This window comes from Kitasatospora sp. NPDC088391, assembly GCF_044753345.1.
In the GTDB taxonomy this organism is placed as follows: domain Bacteria; phylum Actinomycetota; class Actinomycetes; order Streptomycetales; family Streptomycetaceae; genus Kitasatospora.
Map to the genome: position 1 here is coordinate 55,985 of NZ_JBIVNB010000006.1, position 17,433 is coordinate 73,417.

Annotated in this window: 14 protein-coding genes; 10 read left to right on the forward strand and 4 right to left on the reverse strand. The window is 72.4% G+C overall.

All coding sequences use genetic code 11. The annotated features are described in order from the left end of the window. Window positions 1-87: 87 nt before the first annotated feature. Together ACIQBJ_RS19510 and ACIQBJ_RS19515 are read right to left on the reverse strand one after the other, a co-directional pair. On the reverse strand, window positions 88-876 hold the full coding sequence (locus ACIQBJ_RS19510; protein ID WP_400711555.1) for a hypothetical protein: 789 nt from the start codon (window positions 874-876) through the stop codon (window positions 88-90). 43 nt (window positions 877-919) lie between these two features. Further along, window positions 920-1,861 carry a hypothetical protein gene (locus ACIQBJ_RS19515; RefSeq protein ID WP_400711558.1) on the reverse strand — a complete coding sequence of 314 codons (942 nt, stop codon included), beginning with the start codon at window positions 1,859-1,861 and terminating at the stop codon, window positions 920-922. A gap of 147 nt (window positions 1,862-2,008) precedes the next feature. Here ACIQBJ_RS19515 and ACIQBJ_RS19520 point away from each other — a divergent pair, with 147 nt between their 5' ends. Both ACIQBJ_RS19520 and ACIQBJ_RS19525 read left to right on the forward strand, forming a co-directional pair. Continuing rightward, window positions 2,009-4,699 carry a valine--tRNA ligase gene (locus ACIQBJ_RS19520; protein WP_400711561.1) on the forward strand — a complete coding sequence of 897 codons (2,691 nt, stop codon included), beginning with the start codon at window positions 2,009-2,011 and terminating at the stop codon, window positions 4,697-4,699. A gap of 281 nt (window positions 4,700-4,980) precedes the next feature. Then, window positions 4,981-5,517 carry a hypothetical protein gene (locus ACIQBJ_RS19525; RefSeq protein ID WP_400711564.1) on the forward strand — a complete coding sequence of 179 codons (537 nt, stop codon included), beginning with the start codon at window positions 4,981-4,983 and terminating at the stop codon, window positions 5,515-5,517. A gap of 46 nt (window positions 5,518-5,563) precedes the next feature. Here ACIQBJ_RS19525 and ACIQBJ_RS19530 read toward each other — a convergent pair whose 3' ends face one another. Both ACIQBJ_RS19530 and wecB read right to left on the reverse strand, forming a co-directional pair. Next, window positions 5,564-7,141, reverse strand: coding sequence for a chitinase (locus ACIQBJ_RS19530; protein ID WP_400711567.1), 1,578 nt, complete (start codon window positions 7,139-7,141; stop codon window positions 5,564-5,566). A gap of 159 nt (window positions 7,142-7,300) precedes the next feature. Beyond that, entirely contained in the window at window positions 7,301-8,446 is a 1,146-nt protein-coding gene (gene wecB, locus ACIQBJ_RS19535; protein WP_400711570.1) for a non-hydrolyzing UDP-N-acetylglucosamine 2-epimerase, read from the reverse strand. Between the two features lie 175 nt (window positions 8,447-8,621). Between wecB and ACIQBJ_RS19540 the strand changes: the two genes are divergently transcribed. The 8 genes from ACIQBJ_RS19540 to rodA all read left to right on the forward strand — a co-directional run bounded on the left by ACIQBJ_RS19540 (window position 8,622) and on the right by rodA (window position 17,366). Next, the gene (locus ACIQBJ_RS19540; protein ID WP_400711573.1) at window positions 8,622-10,013 is read left to right on the forward strand and encodes a bifunctional folylpolyglutamate synthase/dihydrofolate synthase; all 1,392 of its coding nucleotides are present in this window, start codon (window positions 8,622-8,624) and stop codon (window positions 10,011-10,013) included. Window positions 10,014-10,019: 6 nt separating this feature from the next. Next, window positions 10,020-10,382: a DUF4233 domain-containing protein gene (locus ACIQBJ_RS19545; RefSeq protein WP_400711576.1), complete on the forward strand. Its 363-nt coding sequence runs from the start codon at window positions 10,020-10,022 to the stop codon at window positions 10,380-10,382. Between the two features lie 84 nt (window positions 10,383-10,466). Continuing rightward, window positions 10,467-10,880 carry a nucleoside-diphosphate kinase gene (gene ndk / locus ACIQBJ_RS19550; RefSeq protein WP_400711579.1) on the forward strand — a complete coding sequence of 138 codons (414 nt, stop codon included), beginning with the start codon at window positions 10,467-10,469 and terminating at the stop codon, window positions 10,878-10,880. A gap of 365 nt (window positions 10,881-11,245) precedes the next feature. Beyond that, complete coding sequence (locus ACIQBJ_RS19555; RefSeq protein ID WP_400712543.1) at window positions 11,246-12,271, forward strand: rod shape-determining protein; 1,026 nt, start codon at window positions 11,246-11,248, stop codon at window positions 12,269-12,271. Window positions 12,272-12,335: 64 nt separating this feature from the next. Then, the gene (mreC, locus tag ACIQBJ_RS19560; protein ID WP_400711582.1) at window positions 12,336-13,265 is read left to right on the forward strand and encodes a rod shape-determining protein MreC; all 930 of its coding nucleotides are present in this window, start codon (window positions 12,336-12,338) and stop codon (window positions 13,263-13,265) included. Between the two features lie 2 nt (window positions 13,266-13,267). Next, entirely contained in the window at window positions 13,268-13,912 is a 645-nt protein-coding gene (mreD, locus tag ACIQBJ_RS19565; RefSeq protein WP_400712546.1) for a rod shape-determining protein MreD, read from the forward strand. 23 nt (window positions 13,913-13,935) lie between these two features. After that, complete coding sequence (mrdA, locus tag ACIQBJ_RS19570; protein WP_400711585.1) at window positions 13,936-16,170, forward strand: penicillin-binding protein 2; 2,235 nt, start codon at window positions 13,936-13,938, stop codon at window positions 16,168-16,170. Continuing rightward, complete coding sequence (gene rodA / locus ACIQBJ_RS19575) at window positions 16,167-17,366, forward strand: rod shape-determining protein RodA (protein WP_400711588.1); 1,200 nt, start codon at window positions 16,167-16,169, stop codon at window positions 17,364-17,366. Before mrdA ends, rodA begins: the two co-directional genes overlap by 4 nt. The last annotated feature ends 67 nt before the right edge of the window (window positions 17,367-17,433 follow it).

Below are 17,433 nucleotides of genomic sequence, written 5' to 3' on the forward strand. Positions count from 1 at the left end.
GCCCCGGTCCACGCGAAGAAGGGCCCCGCACCGTGAGGTGCGGGGCCCTTCGCGTGCCCGGTCGCCGTGCGGCGCCCGGCACTCGGACTACTTCGGGACCTCGGAGATCTTGCGGAGCTCCTTGGTGTCGGCCACCACGGCGTCCTTGGTGACCTCCTTCTCGGCGTCGATCTCCAGCACCACGACCACGGAGGAGCCGTCGGCCCAGACGCAGATGCCGCCCTTCTGGCCGCTGAGGTCGATCGAGCCGCAGGAGAGCTTGCCGCCCTGCGGGCCCGGGTCGATGTCGCTGCGGTCGGTGACGGCCGTGGAGCCGTCGCCGGAGAAGCTCTTGAACGCCGCGTCCACCTCCTGCGAGGGGAGCAGCACGTTGCCGGTGGCCCCGGAGACCAGCAGCATCTTGGTGCCCTCGGCGGAGCGGTAGATGGTGCTGACCGGCACGGGGTGGGTGAAGGAGGACTTCTCGCCGTCGAAGCCCTTCTGCAGCTCGGTGGAGAGCGCCTTGGTGGTCTCGTCCTCCGGGTCGGAGGTCATGTCGTGGAAGGACTGCGGCAGCACGACCTTGTTCTTGCCGGTGTTCTCGGCCTTGTCCCAGACCACGTAGCCGATGGCGCCGGCGCCGCCGAGCAGCACCGCGCCGACCACGCCGAGGGTGATCCACAGGCCCTTGCGCGACTTCTTCACCGGGGCCGGGTAGCCGGGGTAGCCGGCCGGGTAGCCGGGGGCGCCCTGCGGGGGCACCGCGCCGCCGCCCCAGGACTGCTCCTGGGGGGCCTGGCCGGGCTGGCCGTAGCCGGGCTGCTGCGGGGGTATCGCTCCGCCGGGCTGGGGCTTGTCGAACCCGGCGGGGGGCGGGCCGAACTGGTTGTCGGACACGGCGCGGTGACTCCGTTCGTGGTGAACTGCGGTGAGGTGGGGACTACTTGGCGACGGTGGCGGCGTCGCGGAACTGGCGGGCCCGGTCGGCGGCGCTGCTGGCGCTGACGGCCTTGCCGTCGGAGGCGCCGAGCACCACGATGCCGATCGTCGAGTGGCTGACGAAGATGCAGATCGGAATGCTCATCTGCGCCTTGCCGGCGTCCGAGGTGGCCACGCCGCAACTCAGCTTGGAGCCCGCGTCCTTGGGGTCGTTGGCGTCGAAGGAGGTGAGCTTCTCCTTCCACGTCGGCTTCTCCGCCGACGGGTCCGAGCTGTCGCCGTTCTCCAGCTTGTCGGTCGCCACCGACATGCCCTTGCCGGGGTCGGAGATCTTGCCCCAGCTGCCGCTGATGCTGACCACGTCGGTGATCGACTTCTGGTAGGTCGCGGTGACCGAGCCCTCCAGGGTGCCGACGCCGTCCAGGCCCTTCAGCGTGCCCTTCTCGTTGGAGGACTTCTTGGTGTAGCCCGAGACGCTGTCCGGCGGGCTGAGCCGGTACTTGCCCGCGGTGTCCGAACCCTTGTCGCCGCTCAGCACGAACCAGCCGACACCGGCGATCAGCGCCACCACCACGACGACCACCAGGGCGATGATCCCGCCCTTGCCCTTGGACGGTGCGGGCTGCTGCGGGTAGCCGCCGTAGCCGGGCTGGCCGGGCTGGCCCGGCGCGCCGCCCCACTGCTGCGGGCCCGGCGCGGGCGGCTGCTGGGGGTAGCCGTACCCGGGCTGCGGGGCCTGCGGCTGCTGCGGAGCCCCGTACGCGGGCGGCTGGGGCGCGCCGTACGCGGGGGGCTGCGGGGCACCGTAGGCCGGCGGCTGCTGGGGGGCGCCGTAGGCGGGGGGCTGGGGGGCGCCGTAGCCCGGCTGCGGCGGGGGCGCGCCGTACGGCTGCTGCGGCTGCCCCTGCGGATACTGCTGCGGTCCCTGCCCCTGGCCGTACATGGTCCTCGTCTCCCCCGCCGCTCGACTGCGCGGCCCCGTCCGGTCATATATGCGGGGCACGCTACCGTACGGCCCTCCCGGCGCGCCCGAGTGGTCCGGGCACAATCGGTTCGTAACCGCGGTCCGGCCTTCCGTAAACTGTGTGTCGTGACCGACACGACGAACCAGCGCCCCGCGAGCTCCAAGCCCGGGGACGACGCAGCCACCCTCCCGACGACCTACGCCCCGGCCGAGGTAGAGGGCGAGCTGTACGAGCGCTGGGTGGAGCGCGGTTACTTCACGGCCGATGCGAAGAGCGAGAAGCCGGCGTACACCATCGTCATCCCGCCGCCGAACGTCACGGGCGCCCTGCACCTGGGCCACGCCTTCCAGCACACGCTGATGGACGCGCTGACCCGCCGCAAGCGGATGCTCGGCTTCGAGGCGCTCTGGCTCCCCGGCATGGACCACGCGGGCATCGCCACCCAGAACAAGGTGGAGCAGCAGCTCGCCGAGGCCGGCCTGTCCCGGCACGACCTGGGCCGGGAGGCCTTCGTCGAGAAGGTCTGGGAGTGGAAGGAGAACTACGGCGGCCGGATCCTCGGCCAGATGCGCCGCCTCGGCGACGGCGTCGACTGGTCGCGCGAGCGCTTCACCATGGACGAGGGCCTGTCGCAGGCCGTCCAGACCATCTTCAAGAAGCTCTTCGACGACGGCCTGATCTACCGGGCCGAGCGCATCATCAACTGGTGCCCGCGCTGCCTGACCGCGCTCTCCGACATCGAGGTCGAGCACGAGAACGTCCCCGGCGAGCTGGTCTCGATCCGCTACGGCGACATCGAGGACGGGGAGCGAAGCGATTCGAGTGAGGGTGGTGGTGGGCGACGGGCGGGCGACTCGATCGTGGTCGCCACCACCCGGGCCGAGACCCTGCTGGGCGACACCGCGATCGCCGTCCACCCGTCCGACGAGCGCTACGCGCACCTGGTCGGCCGGACCGTCAAGCTGCCGCTGACGGACCGTGAGATCCCGGTCGTCGCCGACGAGCACGTCGACCCTGAGTTCGGCACCGGCGCCGTCAAGGTGACGCCCGCGCACGACCCGAACGACTTCGCCATCGGCCAGCGGCACGGCCTGCCGAACCTGACGGTGATGGACGAGCGCGGCGTCATCACCGTGCACGGCCCGTTCCTCGGCCTGGACCGGCACGACGCCCGGGCCGCCGTGGTCGGCGCGCTGCGCGAGCAGGGCCGGATCGTCGCCGAGAAGCGGCCGTACGAGCACTCGGTCGGCCACTGCTCGCGCTGCCACACCATCGTCGAGCCGCGGCTCTCGCTGCAGTGGTGGGTCAAGGTCGCCCCGCTGGCCGAGGCCGCGGGCGACGCGGTCCGCGACGGCCGGGTCGAGATCCACCCGAAGGAGCTGGAGCGCCGCTACTTCGACTGGGTCGACAACATGTACGACTGGTGCATCTCGCGCCAGCTCTGGTGGGGCCACCGCATCCCGGTCTGGTACGGCCCGGACGGCGAGGTCGTCTGCGTCGGACCGGACGAGCAGCCGCCCACCGGCGAGGGCTGGGTCCAGGACCCGGACGTCCTCGACACCTGGTTCTCCTCCGGCCTGTGGCCGTTCTCCACCCTCGGCTGGCCGGAGAAGACCCCGGACCTGGAGAAGTTCTACCCGACCGACGTCCTGCTGACCGGCCACGACATCATCTTCTTCTGGGTCGCCCGGATGATGATGTTCGGCCTGTACGCGATGGACGGCGAGATCCCGTTCAAGACCATCGCGCTCACCGGCCTGGTCCGCGACGAGTTCGGCAAGAAGATGTCGAAGTCCTCCGGCACCGCCGTCGACCCGCTGGACTGGATGGACGCCTACGGCGCCGACGCCGTCCGCTTCACGCTGGCCCGCGGCGCCAACCCCGGCGCCGACGTGCCGATCGGCGAGGACTGGGTCAAGGGCTCGCGGAACTTCTGCAACAAGATCTGGAACGCCACCCGGTTCGCCCTGATGAACGGCGCCACCGTCCAGGGCCCGCTGCCCGCGCCGGAGGAGCTCACCGCCGCGGACCGCTGGATCCTGTCCCGGCTGAACGCCACGGTCGCCGAAGTCGACGCCCTGTACGAGGACTTCGAGTTCGCCAAGGTCTCCGACGCGCTGTTCCACTTCGCCTGGGACGAGGTCTTCGACTGGTACGTCGAGCTCTCCAAGACCACGCTCAACAAGGGCGGCGCGCAGGCCGACGCGGCCCGCCGCGTCCTCGGCGAGGTGCTCGACACCACGCTGCGCCTGCTGCACCCGATCGTCCCGTTCGTCACCGAGGCGCTCTGGACGACCCTCACCGGCGCCGAGTCGGTGGTGGTCGCCGAGTGGCCGAAGGACTCCGGCTACCGGGACGCCGACGCCGAGTCGGAGATCGCCCAGCTCCAGCAACTGGTCACCGAGATCCGCCGGTTCCGCAACGACCAGAACCTGCGCGACGCCCAGAAGGTCCCGGCCCGGCTGGCGCTGGCCGGCCACCGGCTGGAGGTGCACGAGGCGGCGATCCGCTCGCTGCTGCGCCTGACGCTGCCGGAGGAGGGCTTCCAGGCCACCGCCGCGCTGCCGGTGGCCGGCACCACGGTCGAGCTCGACCTGTCCGGCACCATCGACGTCCCGGCCGAACGCAAGCGCCTGCAGAAGGACCTGGCGGCGGCCGAGAAGGAGAAGGCGCAGGCCAACGGCAAGCTCGGCAACGAGGCCTTCCTGGCCAAGGCGCCGGACGAGGTGGTCGCCAAGATCCGCACCCGGCTGTCCGCCGCCGAGGCCGACATCGAGCGGATCACCGCCCAGCTCGCGGCGCTGCCGCAGGGCTGACCGCGGGGTCGACCGCACCCGGTGAGGGCCGCCGCTCCGACGGAGCGGCGGCCCTCCGCCATTTCCCGACGTGTTCCGGACGGGTTGTCAATTCCCTTGGCCGCGTGCCGCGGTACCGGTTTCACACCGCCTATTCGGCGTCATTACCGGGCAATTGGCGGCACACACCGGTCGGAATGCATTCCTGCGGCGATCCGCGCGTTCAGCGAACTTCGCACACCGAATGTGTACGGTGGGCGGAAGTTCCCATTCGGGCGGGGCGACGGACGGAGGGCACGCGCATGGTGGCGACCAGGGAGTTGGCCGACGAACTTCCGGACGAACTGCCGGCGGAAGAGGTGGAGGCGGCCAAGGCCCGGGCGGCGACGCTGCTGCTGGCATTCCGGCACGGGAACCAGCTCGCCTTCGACACCGAGCTCGACCTGCTGCTCGCCGAGCGCACCGAGCGCGAGGTGGTCACCCTGCTGGTGTGGATCGCCGCCGAGGCGGTCCGCAAGGCCTACGCCCCCGGCGTCGCCGACCGGGTGCTGCGCGGCCTGGCCCGGCGCGCCCCGCACGACACCGCGCAGGTCGCGGTCGACGAGGAGGCGGCCGGCGCCGCGCTGGTGCTGGAGGCGGTCGCCGCGGGCGACATCGAGCGGGTCCGCGGCCTGGTCGCCGGGACGGCCGACACCACGTACCTGCTCGGCGGCCTGGTGCAGGCGACCGCCATGATGCTGCCGCTGCTGCCCGAGGGCGAGGCCGAGGAGATCGCGGCCGAGCTGCACCGCCGGCACGGCGGCCGGCTGCCCACGCCCCGGGCCCGCGCCGCCGTCTGACGGTCCGTCGGGGCGGCCTCCCCGGCGGGGAGGCCGCCGTCCCGCGCTACGGCATCGCGTGCAGGTGCGCGCCGACCGTGGTGGCGATCGGGTTCCCGGCCAGCGCGTCCCAGTTGGTGGACCAGGTCATCGCGCCGCCGATGGTCGGCCAGGTCCGGCCCGGCTTGAAACTGCCGCAGTTGGTGCCGGCCGCCAGGCAGTCCAGCGCCGCGTTCACCACGGACGGGCTGGTGTAGCCGCCGCCCGCCGCGCTGGTGGAGGCCGGGACGCCGAGGCCGACCTGGTCCGGGCGCAGCCCGCCCTGCAACTGGATGCAGGCCAGCCCGGTGAGGAAGTTCTCGGTGCCCTGCGAGTACACGCCGCCGTCGCAGCCGAGCATCGCTCCGGAGTTGTAGTACTGCATGTTGACGATGGTCAGGATGTCCTTGGTGGCCAGCGCCAGCTTGAAGTACTCGCCGCCGGTGGACTGCATCCCGATGGTCTCCGGCGCCATGGTCAGCACGAAGCCGGAGCCGACCCGCGCGGCCAGGGTGTGCAGCGCCTGGGACATGTAGGTGGCGTTGACGCCGTTCTCCAGGTCGATGTCGATGCCGTCGAAGCCGTACTGCTGGATCAGGCCGTACGCCGAGTCGGCGAAGTTGGCCGCGGCGGTGGAGTTGGCCACCGAGACGGTGCCGTTCTGCCCGCCGACCGAGACGATCACCTTCTTGCCGGCCGCGTGCTTGGCCGCGATGTCGGCCTTGAACTGGGCGTCGGTGTAGCCGCCGAGCTTGCTGGACAGCCCGGAGTCCAGGGTGAAGGAGATCGCCCCCTGGGTGCTGGTGGCGTCCGCGAAGGCCACCGCGATGATGTCGTACGCGGCCGGCACGTCGCTGATCCGCTGCGGGGTCGCGCCGTTGTAGAAGTTCTGCCAGTAGCCGGTCAGCCGGTGCTTCGGCCCGGGCGGGGGAGCGGTCGGCGAACTGCTGGTGGACGGCGAGGCGGAGGTCGACGGCGAGGTCGAGGCGGACGGCGAGGCCGAGCGCGACGGCGAGCTGCTGACCGAGCCGGACGGCGTCGGGTCGACGATCACGGTGCCCGACGGCGAGGGGCTGGCGCCGGTGCCCGGGCCGACCAGCGACACCTTGTCCACCAGGAACGGGGTCTGCCCGTACCAGCCGTGGAACCAGACCGACACCGACCGGGTGGCCGCGCCGGTGGTGAAGGTCGAGGTCAGGGTGTTCCACCCGGCGTTGGAGCTCCAGGTGGACGGGTCGGTGCCGCCGGTGCCGGTGACGCCCGCGAACACGTACGAGCCCTGCACCACGGCGCTCAGGGTGTACGTCGAGTTCGGCTGGACGGTGACGGTCTGGCTGCAGTTCGCGTAGTCCGAGCCGGCCGGACTGCCCTGCAGGTCCCAGCCGGTGGCCGCGTTGTTGACGGCGGCGACGGTCGGGCCGCAGGTCCACGGGCTGATGTGGTTGCCCGCCGAGAAGTCGCCGTTGGCGACCACGTCGACGTTGGGCAGGGCGGCCGAGGCCGTGCCGGAGCCGGCCATCACCAGGCCGGCCAGCCCGAGCGAGGCCGCCACCAGTCCGGCGAGCAGGGCCCGCGCCGGGCGCGGGTCGTTCTGTGGTGCACGCATGCCATCTCCATGTGGGGGAGTGTCGATGGGGGTGCGGTGCGGGGAGCGGTACGGGTGGTGCGAGCGGTGCGGGGCGGAGCGTGGGAGCGACTCACACGGTGGAGTAGACCAATTCCGGTGTCAAGAGGGCCTGGTGACGGTCCGTGCGCCAACGGCCCGTCAGGCCGCCCGCGGCACCGCGGACTCCAGGCCCGGGATCAGCCGGGCGATCCGCTCGGCGGCCCGCCCGTCGCCGTACGGGGACGGCGTCGCGGCCAGCCGGGCCGGCAGCGCCGGGCCCTCGGCCAGCCGGGCCCGGGCCGCCGCCACCAGCTCCGGGCCGGGGGCGACCAGCGCGGCGAAACCCGCCGCCACCGCCTCCGGCCGCTCGGTGGAGCGGCGCACCACCAGCAGCGGGCGGCCCAGCACCGTGCACTCCTCCTGCACGCCGCCGGAGTCCGACACCAGTAGCGCGGCGTGCCGGGCCAGGCCGAGGAACTCGGCGTACCCGAGCGGCTCGACCACCCGCAGCCGGGCCAGCAGCGGGGCCAGGCCGAAGCGCTCGGCGGCCGCCCGGGTCCGCGGGTGCAGCGGCAGCAGCACCGGCGGGCCGTCGCCGGCCAGCGCGGCCAGCGCCTCCAGCACGGCGCCCAGCGCCCCGGGGGTGTCGGTGTTCTCCGGCCGGTGCACGGTGGCCAGCAGGTAGCCGTCCGCGGTCAGGCCGTACCGGGCCAGCAGCGCGGCCCGCCCGGCCGGGTCGGGCAGCCGGTCCCGGACCACCTCGACCACGGTGTTGCCGGTCAGTGCGATCCGGTCGCCGTCGATGCCCTCGGCGCGCAGCGCGGCGGCGTTCTCCGGGGTGGCGGCGCACAGCAGGTCGGCGAGGTGGTCGACCATCACCCGGTTGTGCTCCTCCGGCATCGCCCGGTCGTGGCTGCGCAGCCCCGCCTCCACGTGCACCAGCGGGATGCCGCGGGCGTTCGCGGCCAGCGCCCCGGCCAGGGTGGCGTTGGTGTCGCCCTGCACCACCACGGCGGCCGGGCGGTCGTCGGCGAAGGCGGCGTCCAACTGGCCCAGCGAGACGGCGATCTGACCGGCCCGCGGCCGGCCGCCGACCCCGGTGAGCAGCTGCGGCTCGGGCAGGTCCAGGTCGCGCAGGAACTGCCCGGACAGCGCCTCGTCCCAGTGCTGCCCGGTGTGCACCAGCCGGGCGGCCGGGCCGAGGGCGTGCACCAGCGGGGCCAGCTTCACCAGCTCGGGCCGGGTGCCGAGGACCACCGCCACGCTCTCGGGGGCGGGCTCGCGGGGCAGCTGGTGCACGGTCATCGGGGCGTTCTCCTGGCGGGTCGTCCGGCGGCTCCGACCAGCCTCGCCCGGCCGGGGGCCGTCCGGCCGTGGTCCTCGGGCCCGTCCGTCCGGGACTTCGGTCCCGCCCGGACGGGCCGTTCGACCGCCGGGGTGCCCGTCGGGGGAGCGGCCGGCGAGTCCCTAGACTGGCGGGGTGAGCGACAAGGCCGAGCCCAACCCCTACACCGTCCGTCCCGCCGACGCCGGCGGCACCGACTCCGAACTGCGCGCCGTCGAGGCCGAGCTGGCCGGCCGCTGGCCGGAGAACAAGCTGGAGCCCTCGCTCGACCGGATCGAGGCGCTGATGGACATCCTCGGCCAGCCCCAGCGGGCCTACCCGTCGATCCACATCACCGGCACCAACGGCAAGACCTCCACCGCCCGGATGGTCGAGCAGCTGCTCGGCGCCTTCGAACTGCGCACCGGCCGCTACACCTCCCCGCACGTGGAGTCGGTGACCGAGCGGATCAGCCTGGACGGCACGCCGATCGACCCGGAGAGGTTCGTCGAGACGTACCGCGACATCGCGCCCTACGTGCAGATGGTGGACGCCGCGCAGCCGGTCGCGATGTCCTTCTTCGAGGTGCTGACCGGCATGGCCTACGCCGCCTTCGCCGACGCCCCGGTGGACGTCGCGGTGGTCGAGGTCGGCATGGGCGGCTCCTGGGACGCCACCAACGTGATCGACGCCCAGGTCGCGGTGATCACCCCGATCGGGCTGGACCACACCGACAAGCTCGGCGACACCACCGGGAAGATCGCGGTCGAGAAGTCCGGCATCATCAAGCCCGGCGCGCTCGCCGTGGTCGCCCAGCAGCAGCTGGACGCCGCCGAGCAGATCCTCCGCCGCGCCGTCGAGGTGGACGCCACGGTGGCCCGCGAGGGCATGGAGTTCGGCGTGCTGCGCCGCGAGGTCGCGATCGGCGGCCAGCTGGTCACCCTGCGCGGCCTCGGCGGCCACGAGTACCAGGACCTCTTCATCCCGCTGCACGGCGACCACCAGGCGCAGAACGCCGCGCTGGCGCTGGCCGCGGTCGAGGCGTTCTTCGGCATCGGCCAGGGCGGCGCCGAGCACCTGGACGAGGAGAAGGTCCGGCAGGCGCTGTTCGGCGTCTCCTCCCCGGGCCGGCTGGAGGTGGTCCGGCGCAGCCCCACCGTCATCCTGGACGCCGCGCACAACCCGCACGGCGCGCAGGCCGCCGCCGCCGCGATCGGCGAGGCGTTCGGCTTCACCAAGCTGGTCGGCGTGATCGCCACCAGCGGCGACAAGGACGTCACCGGCCTGCTGGAGGTCTTCGAGCCGATCCTGGCCGAGGTGGTGATCACCCAGAACTCCACCCACCGCGCGATGCCGGTCGACCGGCTGGCCGCGCTCGCGGTCGAGGTCTTCGGCGAGGACCGGGTGCAGGTCGAACCCCGGCTGGACGACGCGATCGACGCCGCCGTCACGCTCGCCGAGGAGGAGGACCTCGGCGGCGCCGGCGTCCTGGTCACCGGCTCGGTCATCACGGTGGGCGAGGCCCGCCTGCTGTTCGGAAGGAAGTAGCCGCCGATGCGGACCCTGTGCTCCTCCACGCTGATCGGCGAGGCCCTGCTGATCATGTTCGCCGGCCTGGTCGCGATGAAGCTCACCGACGTCGGCACCGGCACCATCTGGACGGTCAGCGCCGTCGCGATGCTGCTCTGCGTGCTGCTCTGCGGCGTGATCACCCGCCCCGGCGCGGTGTACGTGGGCTGGGCGCTGCAGCTGGCGGTGTTCGCCAGTGGGCTGGTGCTGCCCACCATGTACGCGTTCGGCGTGGTCTTCGGCGGGCTGTGGTGGTGCTCGGTGCACTACGGGCGCAAGATCGACGCGATCAAGGCGCAGCGCGCAGCAGCGGCCGACGCCGCCGCGGCTGCCCCCGCGGCGGCCTGACCGGGCTGGTCAACGGGGCGGCCACCCGGCCGGGGTAGTGTCGGAGCCACAGACGGTCCACCGCACACCCACAGGAGCCGCCCCGTGTCCCAGCGCACTCTCGTCCTGCTCAAGCCCGACGCCGTGGAGCGCGGCCTGGCCGGCGAGATCATCAGCCGGATCGAACGCAAGGCCGGCTGGCGGTTCGCTGCGATCGAGCTCCGCACCTTCGACCGGGTCACCCTGGAGCAGCACTACGCCGAGCACGTCGGCCGCCCGTTCTACGAGCCGCTGCTGGAGTTCATGACCTCCGGCCCGTCGATCGCGCTGATCGTCGAGGGCGAGAACGTCGTCCCCGGCATCCGGGCGCTGGCCGGCGCCACCGACCCGCTGCAGGCCGGCGCGGGCACCATCCGCGGCGACTACGCGACCATCACCCGGGAGAACCTGATCCACGCCTCGGACTCCCCGGAGTCGGCCGAGCGCGAGATCAAGATCTTCTTCCCGGCCCACGCGTGAGGATTTCGTAGCGATTCCGCGCCCCGCGCCGTCCGGCGGCGCGGGGCGCGGCGCGGTGGAGAACGGCCAGCTCAGCGGCCGGACGAGGACGGGGTTGCTCCCTCTGGGCGTTCATCCTCAAATCACGGAACCCTACCCCTCGACACGGCGTCCCAATGCCAAGAGAAGCCGATCCGCCCCCGGAGAATGGGCGGCATGCCGTACCCGCCGCTCGCGCAGACCGGCGTGACTACGATGGACCCCACCTCACGGGCCCGGAGCGGCTGCTCAGCCGCCGTCGGCCCATGCCCGGGCCCGGACGGACGGTCCGCTCCCCGCCCTTGATCCGAATTCGGGAAGGCACTCGACATCCCATGGCGAACAACCTGTCGTTCCTCGGCCGGGACCTGGCGATCGACCTCGGCACCGCGAACACACTGGTGTACGTCCGGGGCAAGGGCATCGTGCTGAACGAGCCGTCCGTGGTCGCGGTGAACACCAACACCGGCGGCATCCTCGCGGTGGGTGCCGAGGCCAAGAAGATGATCGGCCGCACCCCGGGCAACATCGTGGCCATCCGCCCGCTCAAGGACGGCGTGATCGCCGACTTCGAGATCACCGAGCGGATGCTGCGCTACTTCATCCTGAAGATCCACCGCCGCCGCTACCTGGCCCGCCCCCGGGTCGTGGTCTGCGTCCCCTCCGGCATCACCGGGGTGGAGCGCCGCGCGGTGGTCGAGGCCAGCATGCAGGCCGGCGCGCGCCAGGTGCACATCATCGAGGAGCCGATGGCCGCGGCGATCGGCGCGGGCCTGCCCGTGCACGAGCCGACCGGCAACATGGTGGTCGACATCGGCGGCGGCACCACCGAGGTCGCGGTGATCTCGCTGGGCGGCATCGTCACCGCCCAGTCGCTGCGGGTGGCCGGCGACGAGCTGGACAACGCGATCGTCCAGCACATCAAGAAGGAGTACAGCCTGCTGCTGGGCGAGCGCTCCGCCGAGCAGATCAAGATGTCCATCGGCTCCGCCTTCGGCCTGGAGGGCGAGAAGGACGAGCACGCCGAGATCCGCGGCCGCGACCTGGTCTCCGGCCTGCCGAAGACCGTGGTGATCTCCGCCGCCGAGGTCCGCGAGGCCATCGACGAGCCGGTGAACTCGATCATCGACTCGGTGAAGACCACCCTCGACCAGTGCCCGCCGGAACTCGCCGGCGACGTGATGGACCGCGGCATCGTGCTCACCGGCGGCGGCGCCCTGCTCCGCGGCCTGGACGAGCGGCTGCGCCGGGAGACCGGCATGCCGGTGCACATCGCGGAGAACCCGCTGGACTCGGTGGCGCTCGGGGCGGGCAAGTGCGTCGAGGAGTTCGAGGCGCTGCAGCAGGTACTGGACGCGCAGCCGCGTCGTTGAGCAGGGCAACCGAACACGAGATACAGCTGATGAGCATGCAGCACGAAGGGGCGGCAGCAGCACCGTGAGGGACACCCGACAGAGTCGACTACTGCTGGTGCTGCTGGTCCTGACGGCCTTCGCACTGATCACCGTGGACATCAAGGGCGGCCAGGACTCCCCGCTCGGCGGCCCGCGCCGGGCCGCCGCCTCCGTGCTCGGCCCGGTGGAGAACGCCGCGGCCGGCGCCGTCGACCCGGTGGCCGGCTACATCCGGGCGATCCGCGACGCCGGCACCCACCAGCAGCGGCTCGACCAGATCACCCGCGAGAACACCGAACTGCGCCAGAAACTGGCCTCCTCGGACACCGCGGCCGGCCGCGGCAAGCAGCTCGACGACCTGCTCCGCACCGCCGGCACCGGCGGCTACACCGTCAAGGCCGCGCAGGTGATCGCCATCGGCGCGGCCCAGGGCTTCTCCTGGACCGTCACCATCGACGCCGGCAGCGACGACGGCCTCACCCGCGACATGACCGTCATCGACGGCCAGGGCCTGGTCGGCCGGATCACCACCGTCGCCCCGACCACCGCCACCGTGCTGCTCGCCTCCGACCCCGGCTTCACCGCCGGCGTCCGGCTGGAGGGCGGCGGCGAGATCGGCTTCGCGGCCGGCCAGGGCGCCTCCCCGATGCGGATCGAGCTGCTCAACGGCCGGGCCCAGGTCAAGGCCGGCGACCGGCTGGTCACCTTCGGCTCGCAGAGCGGCCGCCCGTTCGTCCCCGGCGTCCCGGTCGGCACCGTCAAGGAGGTGCAGGCCACCCCCGGCCAGCTCACCAAGACCGTCCTGGTCGAGCCGTACGTGCAGTTCACCCGGCTCGACCTGGTCGGCGTGGTGGTCGTGCCGCCGCGCACCGACCCGCGGGACGCGGTGCTCCCGCCGGTCCCCGCCCCCACCGCCGCGGGCAACCCGCAGGCGCCGATCGCCGCCGCACCGCCGGCCACCCGGGGGAACTGATGTTGCGTCCGATGCGGATCGTGCTGTCCGCCGTCCTGCTGGTGCTCGCCCTGGTGATCCAGGTCAGCGTGCTCGGCCGGCTCCAACTGCCCGGCGCCACCCCGGACCTGCTGATGCTGGTGGTGGTCGGCCTGGCCCTGGTCTACGGCCCGACCGGCGGCTGCCTGGTCGGCTTCTCGGCCGGCCTGCTCGCCGACCTCGCCCCGCCGTCCGACCACGCGGTCGGCCGGTACGCGCTGGTGCTCTGCCTGGTCGGCTACGGCGCCGGACTGCTCAGGCCGGAGGCCGGCCGGCAGCGCTCGGCGCTCTCCGCGCTGGCCGTGGTCGCGGTCGCCGCGGTCGCCTCCACCCTGCTGTACGCCACGGTCGGCGCCCTGGTCGGCGACACCGCGGCCCGCCACGTCGGCCTGACCGGGCTGGTGTTCAGCGCCCTGCTGTACGACGTGCTGCTCGCCCCGTTCACGGTGCCGCTGGCGATGCTGCTGGCCCGCCGCTTCGACGGCGACCGGGTGGTCAACGAGACGGTGCGCGGCGCGGACGGCGGCTCCGGCCTCGGTTCGCTGGCCCGCTACCGCACCACCCGCGAACCCTCCGGCGCGGCCCCCTACAAGAAGAAGCGCGCGCTCGGCCTCGCCAAGCGCCCCTGACCGTCCGGACGGAGTCCGCGCACGTGAGCAACATCCCCGAGACCGGCCGGACCCGGCGGGTGACGATCCGCCTGGTCGTCCTCCAGGTGCTGGTGCTGTCGCTGCTCGCCACCCTCGGCGGCCGGCTGTGGTACCTGCAGATCCGCAACGGCAAGGAGTTCACCGCCAAGGCCCAGGGCAACCACATCCGCGAGGTGGTGGAACCCGCCGTCCGCGGCGAGATCCTGGACGCCTCCGGCCGCATCCTGGCCGGCAACGAGACCAAGCTGGTGGTGTCGGTGTCCCGGACCGCGCTGCTCCAGCAGAAGGACCACGGCAAGGCCGTGCTGACCCGGCTCGCCGAGGTGCTCGGCGTCCCCGCCGACGACGTGAAGAACAAGGTCCGGCTCTGCGACGCCAAGACGCCGCAGCCGTGCTGGAACGGCTCCCCGTACCAGCCGATCCCGGTCACCCAGCAGGCCACCACCCAGCAGGCGATGCAGATAATGGAACGCCGCGAGGACTTCCCCGGCGTCACCGCCCAGCCCACCGCGCTGCGCCGCTACACCGGCGCCGAGGGCGCCAGCGCCGCCCAGGTGCTCGGCTACCTGTCGCCGGTCACCGACGACGAGGTCACCAAGAGCGCCCAGAAGGACGGCCGGGCCCGCCGGCTGCCGTCCGACCAGGTCGGCCGGGCCGGCCTGGAGTCGGTCTACGACGACGACCTGCGCGGCACCACCGGCGTCGACCGGCTGGAGGTCGACAACCTCGGCCGGGTGATCGGCAGCGCCGGCACCACCCCCGCCCAGCCCGGCAACAACCTGGTCACCTCGATCGACGCCCGGGTGCAGAAGGTGGTCGAGGACCAGCTCTCCCAGGCGATGGCCGAGGCCCGCAAGACCTACGACAAGGTGACCAGCCGCAACTACGTCGCCGACTCCGGCGCCGCCGTGGTGATGGACGTGCACACCGGCCGGATCGTCGCGATGGCCAGCGCCCCCACCTACGACCCCAACCTGTGGGTCGGCGGCATCTCCGCCAAGGACTACGAGTCGCTGAACAACAAGGACTCCAACTACCCGCTGATCAACCGGGCCATACAGGGTCAGTCCGCCCCCGGCTCCACCTTCAAGGTGATCTCCACCACCGCGGCCGTGCAGGCCGGGTACTCGCTCAACGGCCACTACCCGTGCCCGAAGTCGCTGACCATCGGCGGCCGCGAGTTCAAGAACTTCGAGTCCGAGAACTTCGGCGACATCTCGCTGGAGAAGGCCCTGGAGGTGTCCTGCGACACCGTCTTCTACGGCCTCGCCTACGACCAGTGGATGAAGGACGGCGGCCTCAAGCCCAAGAAGGACGCCGGCGACTGGTTCTTCAAGACCGCCCACCAGTTCGGCCTCGGCGCCAAGACCGGCGTCGACCTGCCCGGCGAGGTGCCCGGCCGGGTTCCCGACCGGCAGTGGAAGCAGTCCTACTTCGACGCGATGAAGCAGTCCTGGTGCGAGCAGGCGGCCAAGGGCGGTCACAGCGAGAGCGACGAGATCGCCCGCGAGAACTGCGCCGACGGCAACCAGATGCGCGCCGGTGACATGGTCAACTTCGCGATCGGCCAGGGCGACACCCTGGTCACCCCGATCCAGATGGCCCGGATCTACTCGGCGCTCGCCAACGGCGGCACCCTGTACCGGCCCACCATCGGCAAGGCCGTGGTCGCCCCCGACGGCAGCCTGGTGCGCGACATCGCCCCGCACGAGGACGGCAAGATCCCCGCCCAGGGGCAGCTGCTGGAGTACATCGACCAGGCCACCGCCGGCGTCGTCACCGCCGGCACCGCCGCCTGGAAGTTCACCGGCGCCGGCTGGCCGCAGGGCAAGATCGAGCTGCACGCCAAGACCGGCACCGCCGAGGTCGCCGGCAAGCAGACCACCTCCTGGCTGACCACCTACAGCAAGGACTACGCCGTCGTCATGACGATCAGTCAGGGCGGCACCGGCTCCGGCGGCTCCGGCGACTCGGTGCGCCGGATCTACCAGGCGCTGTACGGCGTCGACGACAAGGGCGGCATCGACAACGGCAAGGCGCTGCTGCCGCAGCCGCAGGCCCAGCTGCCCAAGTTCAACCCGGACGGCACCGCGATCGTCCCGACCGCCTGGACCTACCAGGACGGCGCCGCCTTCCTCGACCCGGCCCCGGCGCAGCGGACCGCCCCCGCCGCCCCGCTGCTGCCGGCCGCCGTCGAACCCACCCGGACCGGCGGGCACGGGAGGGGACGGGCATGACCTCCTACGGCTCGTACCGCTCCTTCCGGCTGGCCCCGCAGCGCTCCTCGCTGTCCCGGGCGCTGGCCAAGGACTCGCCGCTCCGCCGGCTCGACTGGGTGATGCTCCTGGCCGCGCTGGCGCTCTCCCTGGTCGGCTCGCTGCTGGTCTGGTCCGCCACCCGCGGCCGGGACTCGCTGACCCACGGCGACCCGCAGTACTTCCTCTACCGGCACCTCACCAACCTGCTGATCGGCGTCGGCCTGTGCGTCGGGGTGACCCTGCTCGGCACCCGCCGGCTGCGCACCGCGGTGCCGTTCGTCTACCTCGCCGTGATCCTGATGCTGTTCGCGGTGCTCAGCCCGCTCGGCTCGACCATCAACGGCGCGCACTCCTGGATCCAGTTCGGCGGCGGGTTCTCCGTCCAGCCCGCCGAGTTCGCCAAGCTGGCGATCGTGCTGGGGATGGCCGTGGTGCTCTCCGCCCGGGTCGACGCCGGCGAGCGCGAGCACCCGCCCACCCGCAGCGTGCTGCAGGGCCTGGCGGTCGCGGCCTTCCCGATGTGCGTGGTCATGCTGATGCCCGACCTCGGCTCGGTGATGGTCATGGCGGTCATCATGCTCGGCGTGCTGATGGCCTCCGGCGCCGCCAACCGCTGGGTGTTCGGCATCCTCGGGGCCGGCACCGCCGGGGCGCTCGCGGTCTGGAAGCTCGGCATCCTCAGCCAGTACCAGATCGACCGCTTCGCGGCCTTCGCCAACCCGGCCCTCGACCCGTCCGGCGTCGGCTACAACACCGCCCAGGCCCGGATCGCGATCGGCTCCGGCGGCCTCACCGGCATGGGCCTGTTCCACGGCACCCAGACCACCGGCCAGTTCGTCCCCGAGCAGCAGACCGACTTCGTGTTCTCGGTCGCGGGCGAGGAACTCGGCTTCGCCGGCGGCCTGTTGATGATCGGCCTGCTCGGCGTCATCCTCTGGCGGGCCTGCCGGACCGCCCGCCAGGCCCCCGACCTGTACGGGACGGTCCTGGCGGCCGGCACGGTCAGCTGGTTCGCCTTCCAGGCCTTCGAGAACATCGGGATGAACCTCGGCATCATGCCGGTCGCGGGCATCCCGCTGCCGTTCGTCTCCTACGGCGGCTCCTCGATGTTCGCGGTCTGGATCGCCATCGGCCTGCTCCAGTCGGTGCGCTCCCAGCGGCCGATAGGGATCTAGCGCCGGCCATCGGTGTGGAAACAGTGACCCTCGGGGCTCGGCTACCCTGAAGGGTCACTGCTTTTTC

What these genes read in the sequence shown, in the direction of transcription:
- rodA (WP_400711588.1), top strand. Translation starts at nt 16,167, where the DNA reads ATGACCTCCTACGGCTCGTACCGCTCCTTCCGGCTGGCCCCGCAGCGC.
- wecB (WP_400711570.1), bottom strand. Translation starts at nt 8,446, where the DNA reads ATGACCGTGCACCAGCTGCCCCGCGAGCCCGCCCCCGAGAGCGTGGCG.
- ACIQBJ_RS19515 (WP_400711558.1), bottom strand. Translation starts at nt 1,861, where the DNA reads ATGTACGGCCAGGGGCAGGGACCGCAGCAGTATCCGCAGGGGCAGCCG.
- ACIQBJ_RS19525 (WP_400711564.1), top strand. Translation starts at nt 4,981, where the DNA reads ATGGTGGCGACCAGGGAGTTGGCCGACGAACTTCCGGACGAACTGCCG.
- ACIQBJ_RS19545 (WP_400711576.1), top strand. Translation starts at nt 10,020, where the DNA reads ATGCGGACCCTGTGCTCCTCCACGCTGATCGGCGAGGCCCTGCTGATC.
- ACIQBJ_RS19530 (WP_400711567.1), bottom strand. Translation starts at nt 7,141, where the DNA reads ATGCGTGCACCACAGAACGACCCGCGCCCGGCGCGGGCCCTGCTCGCC.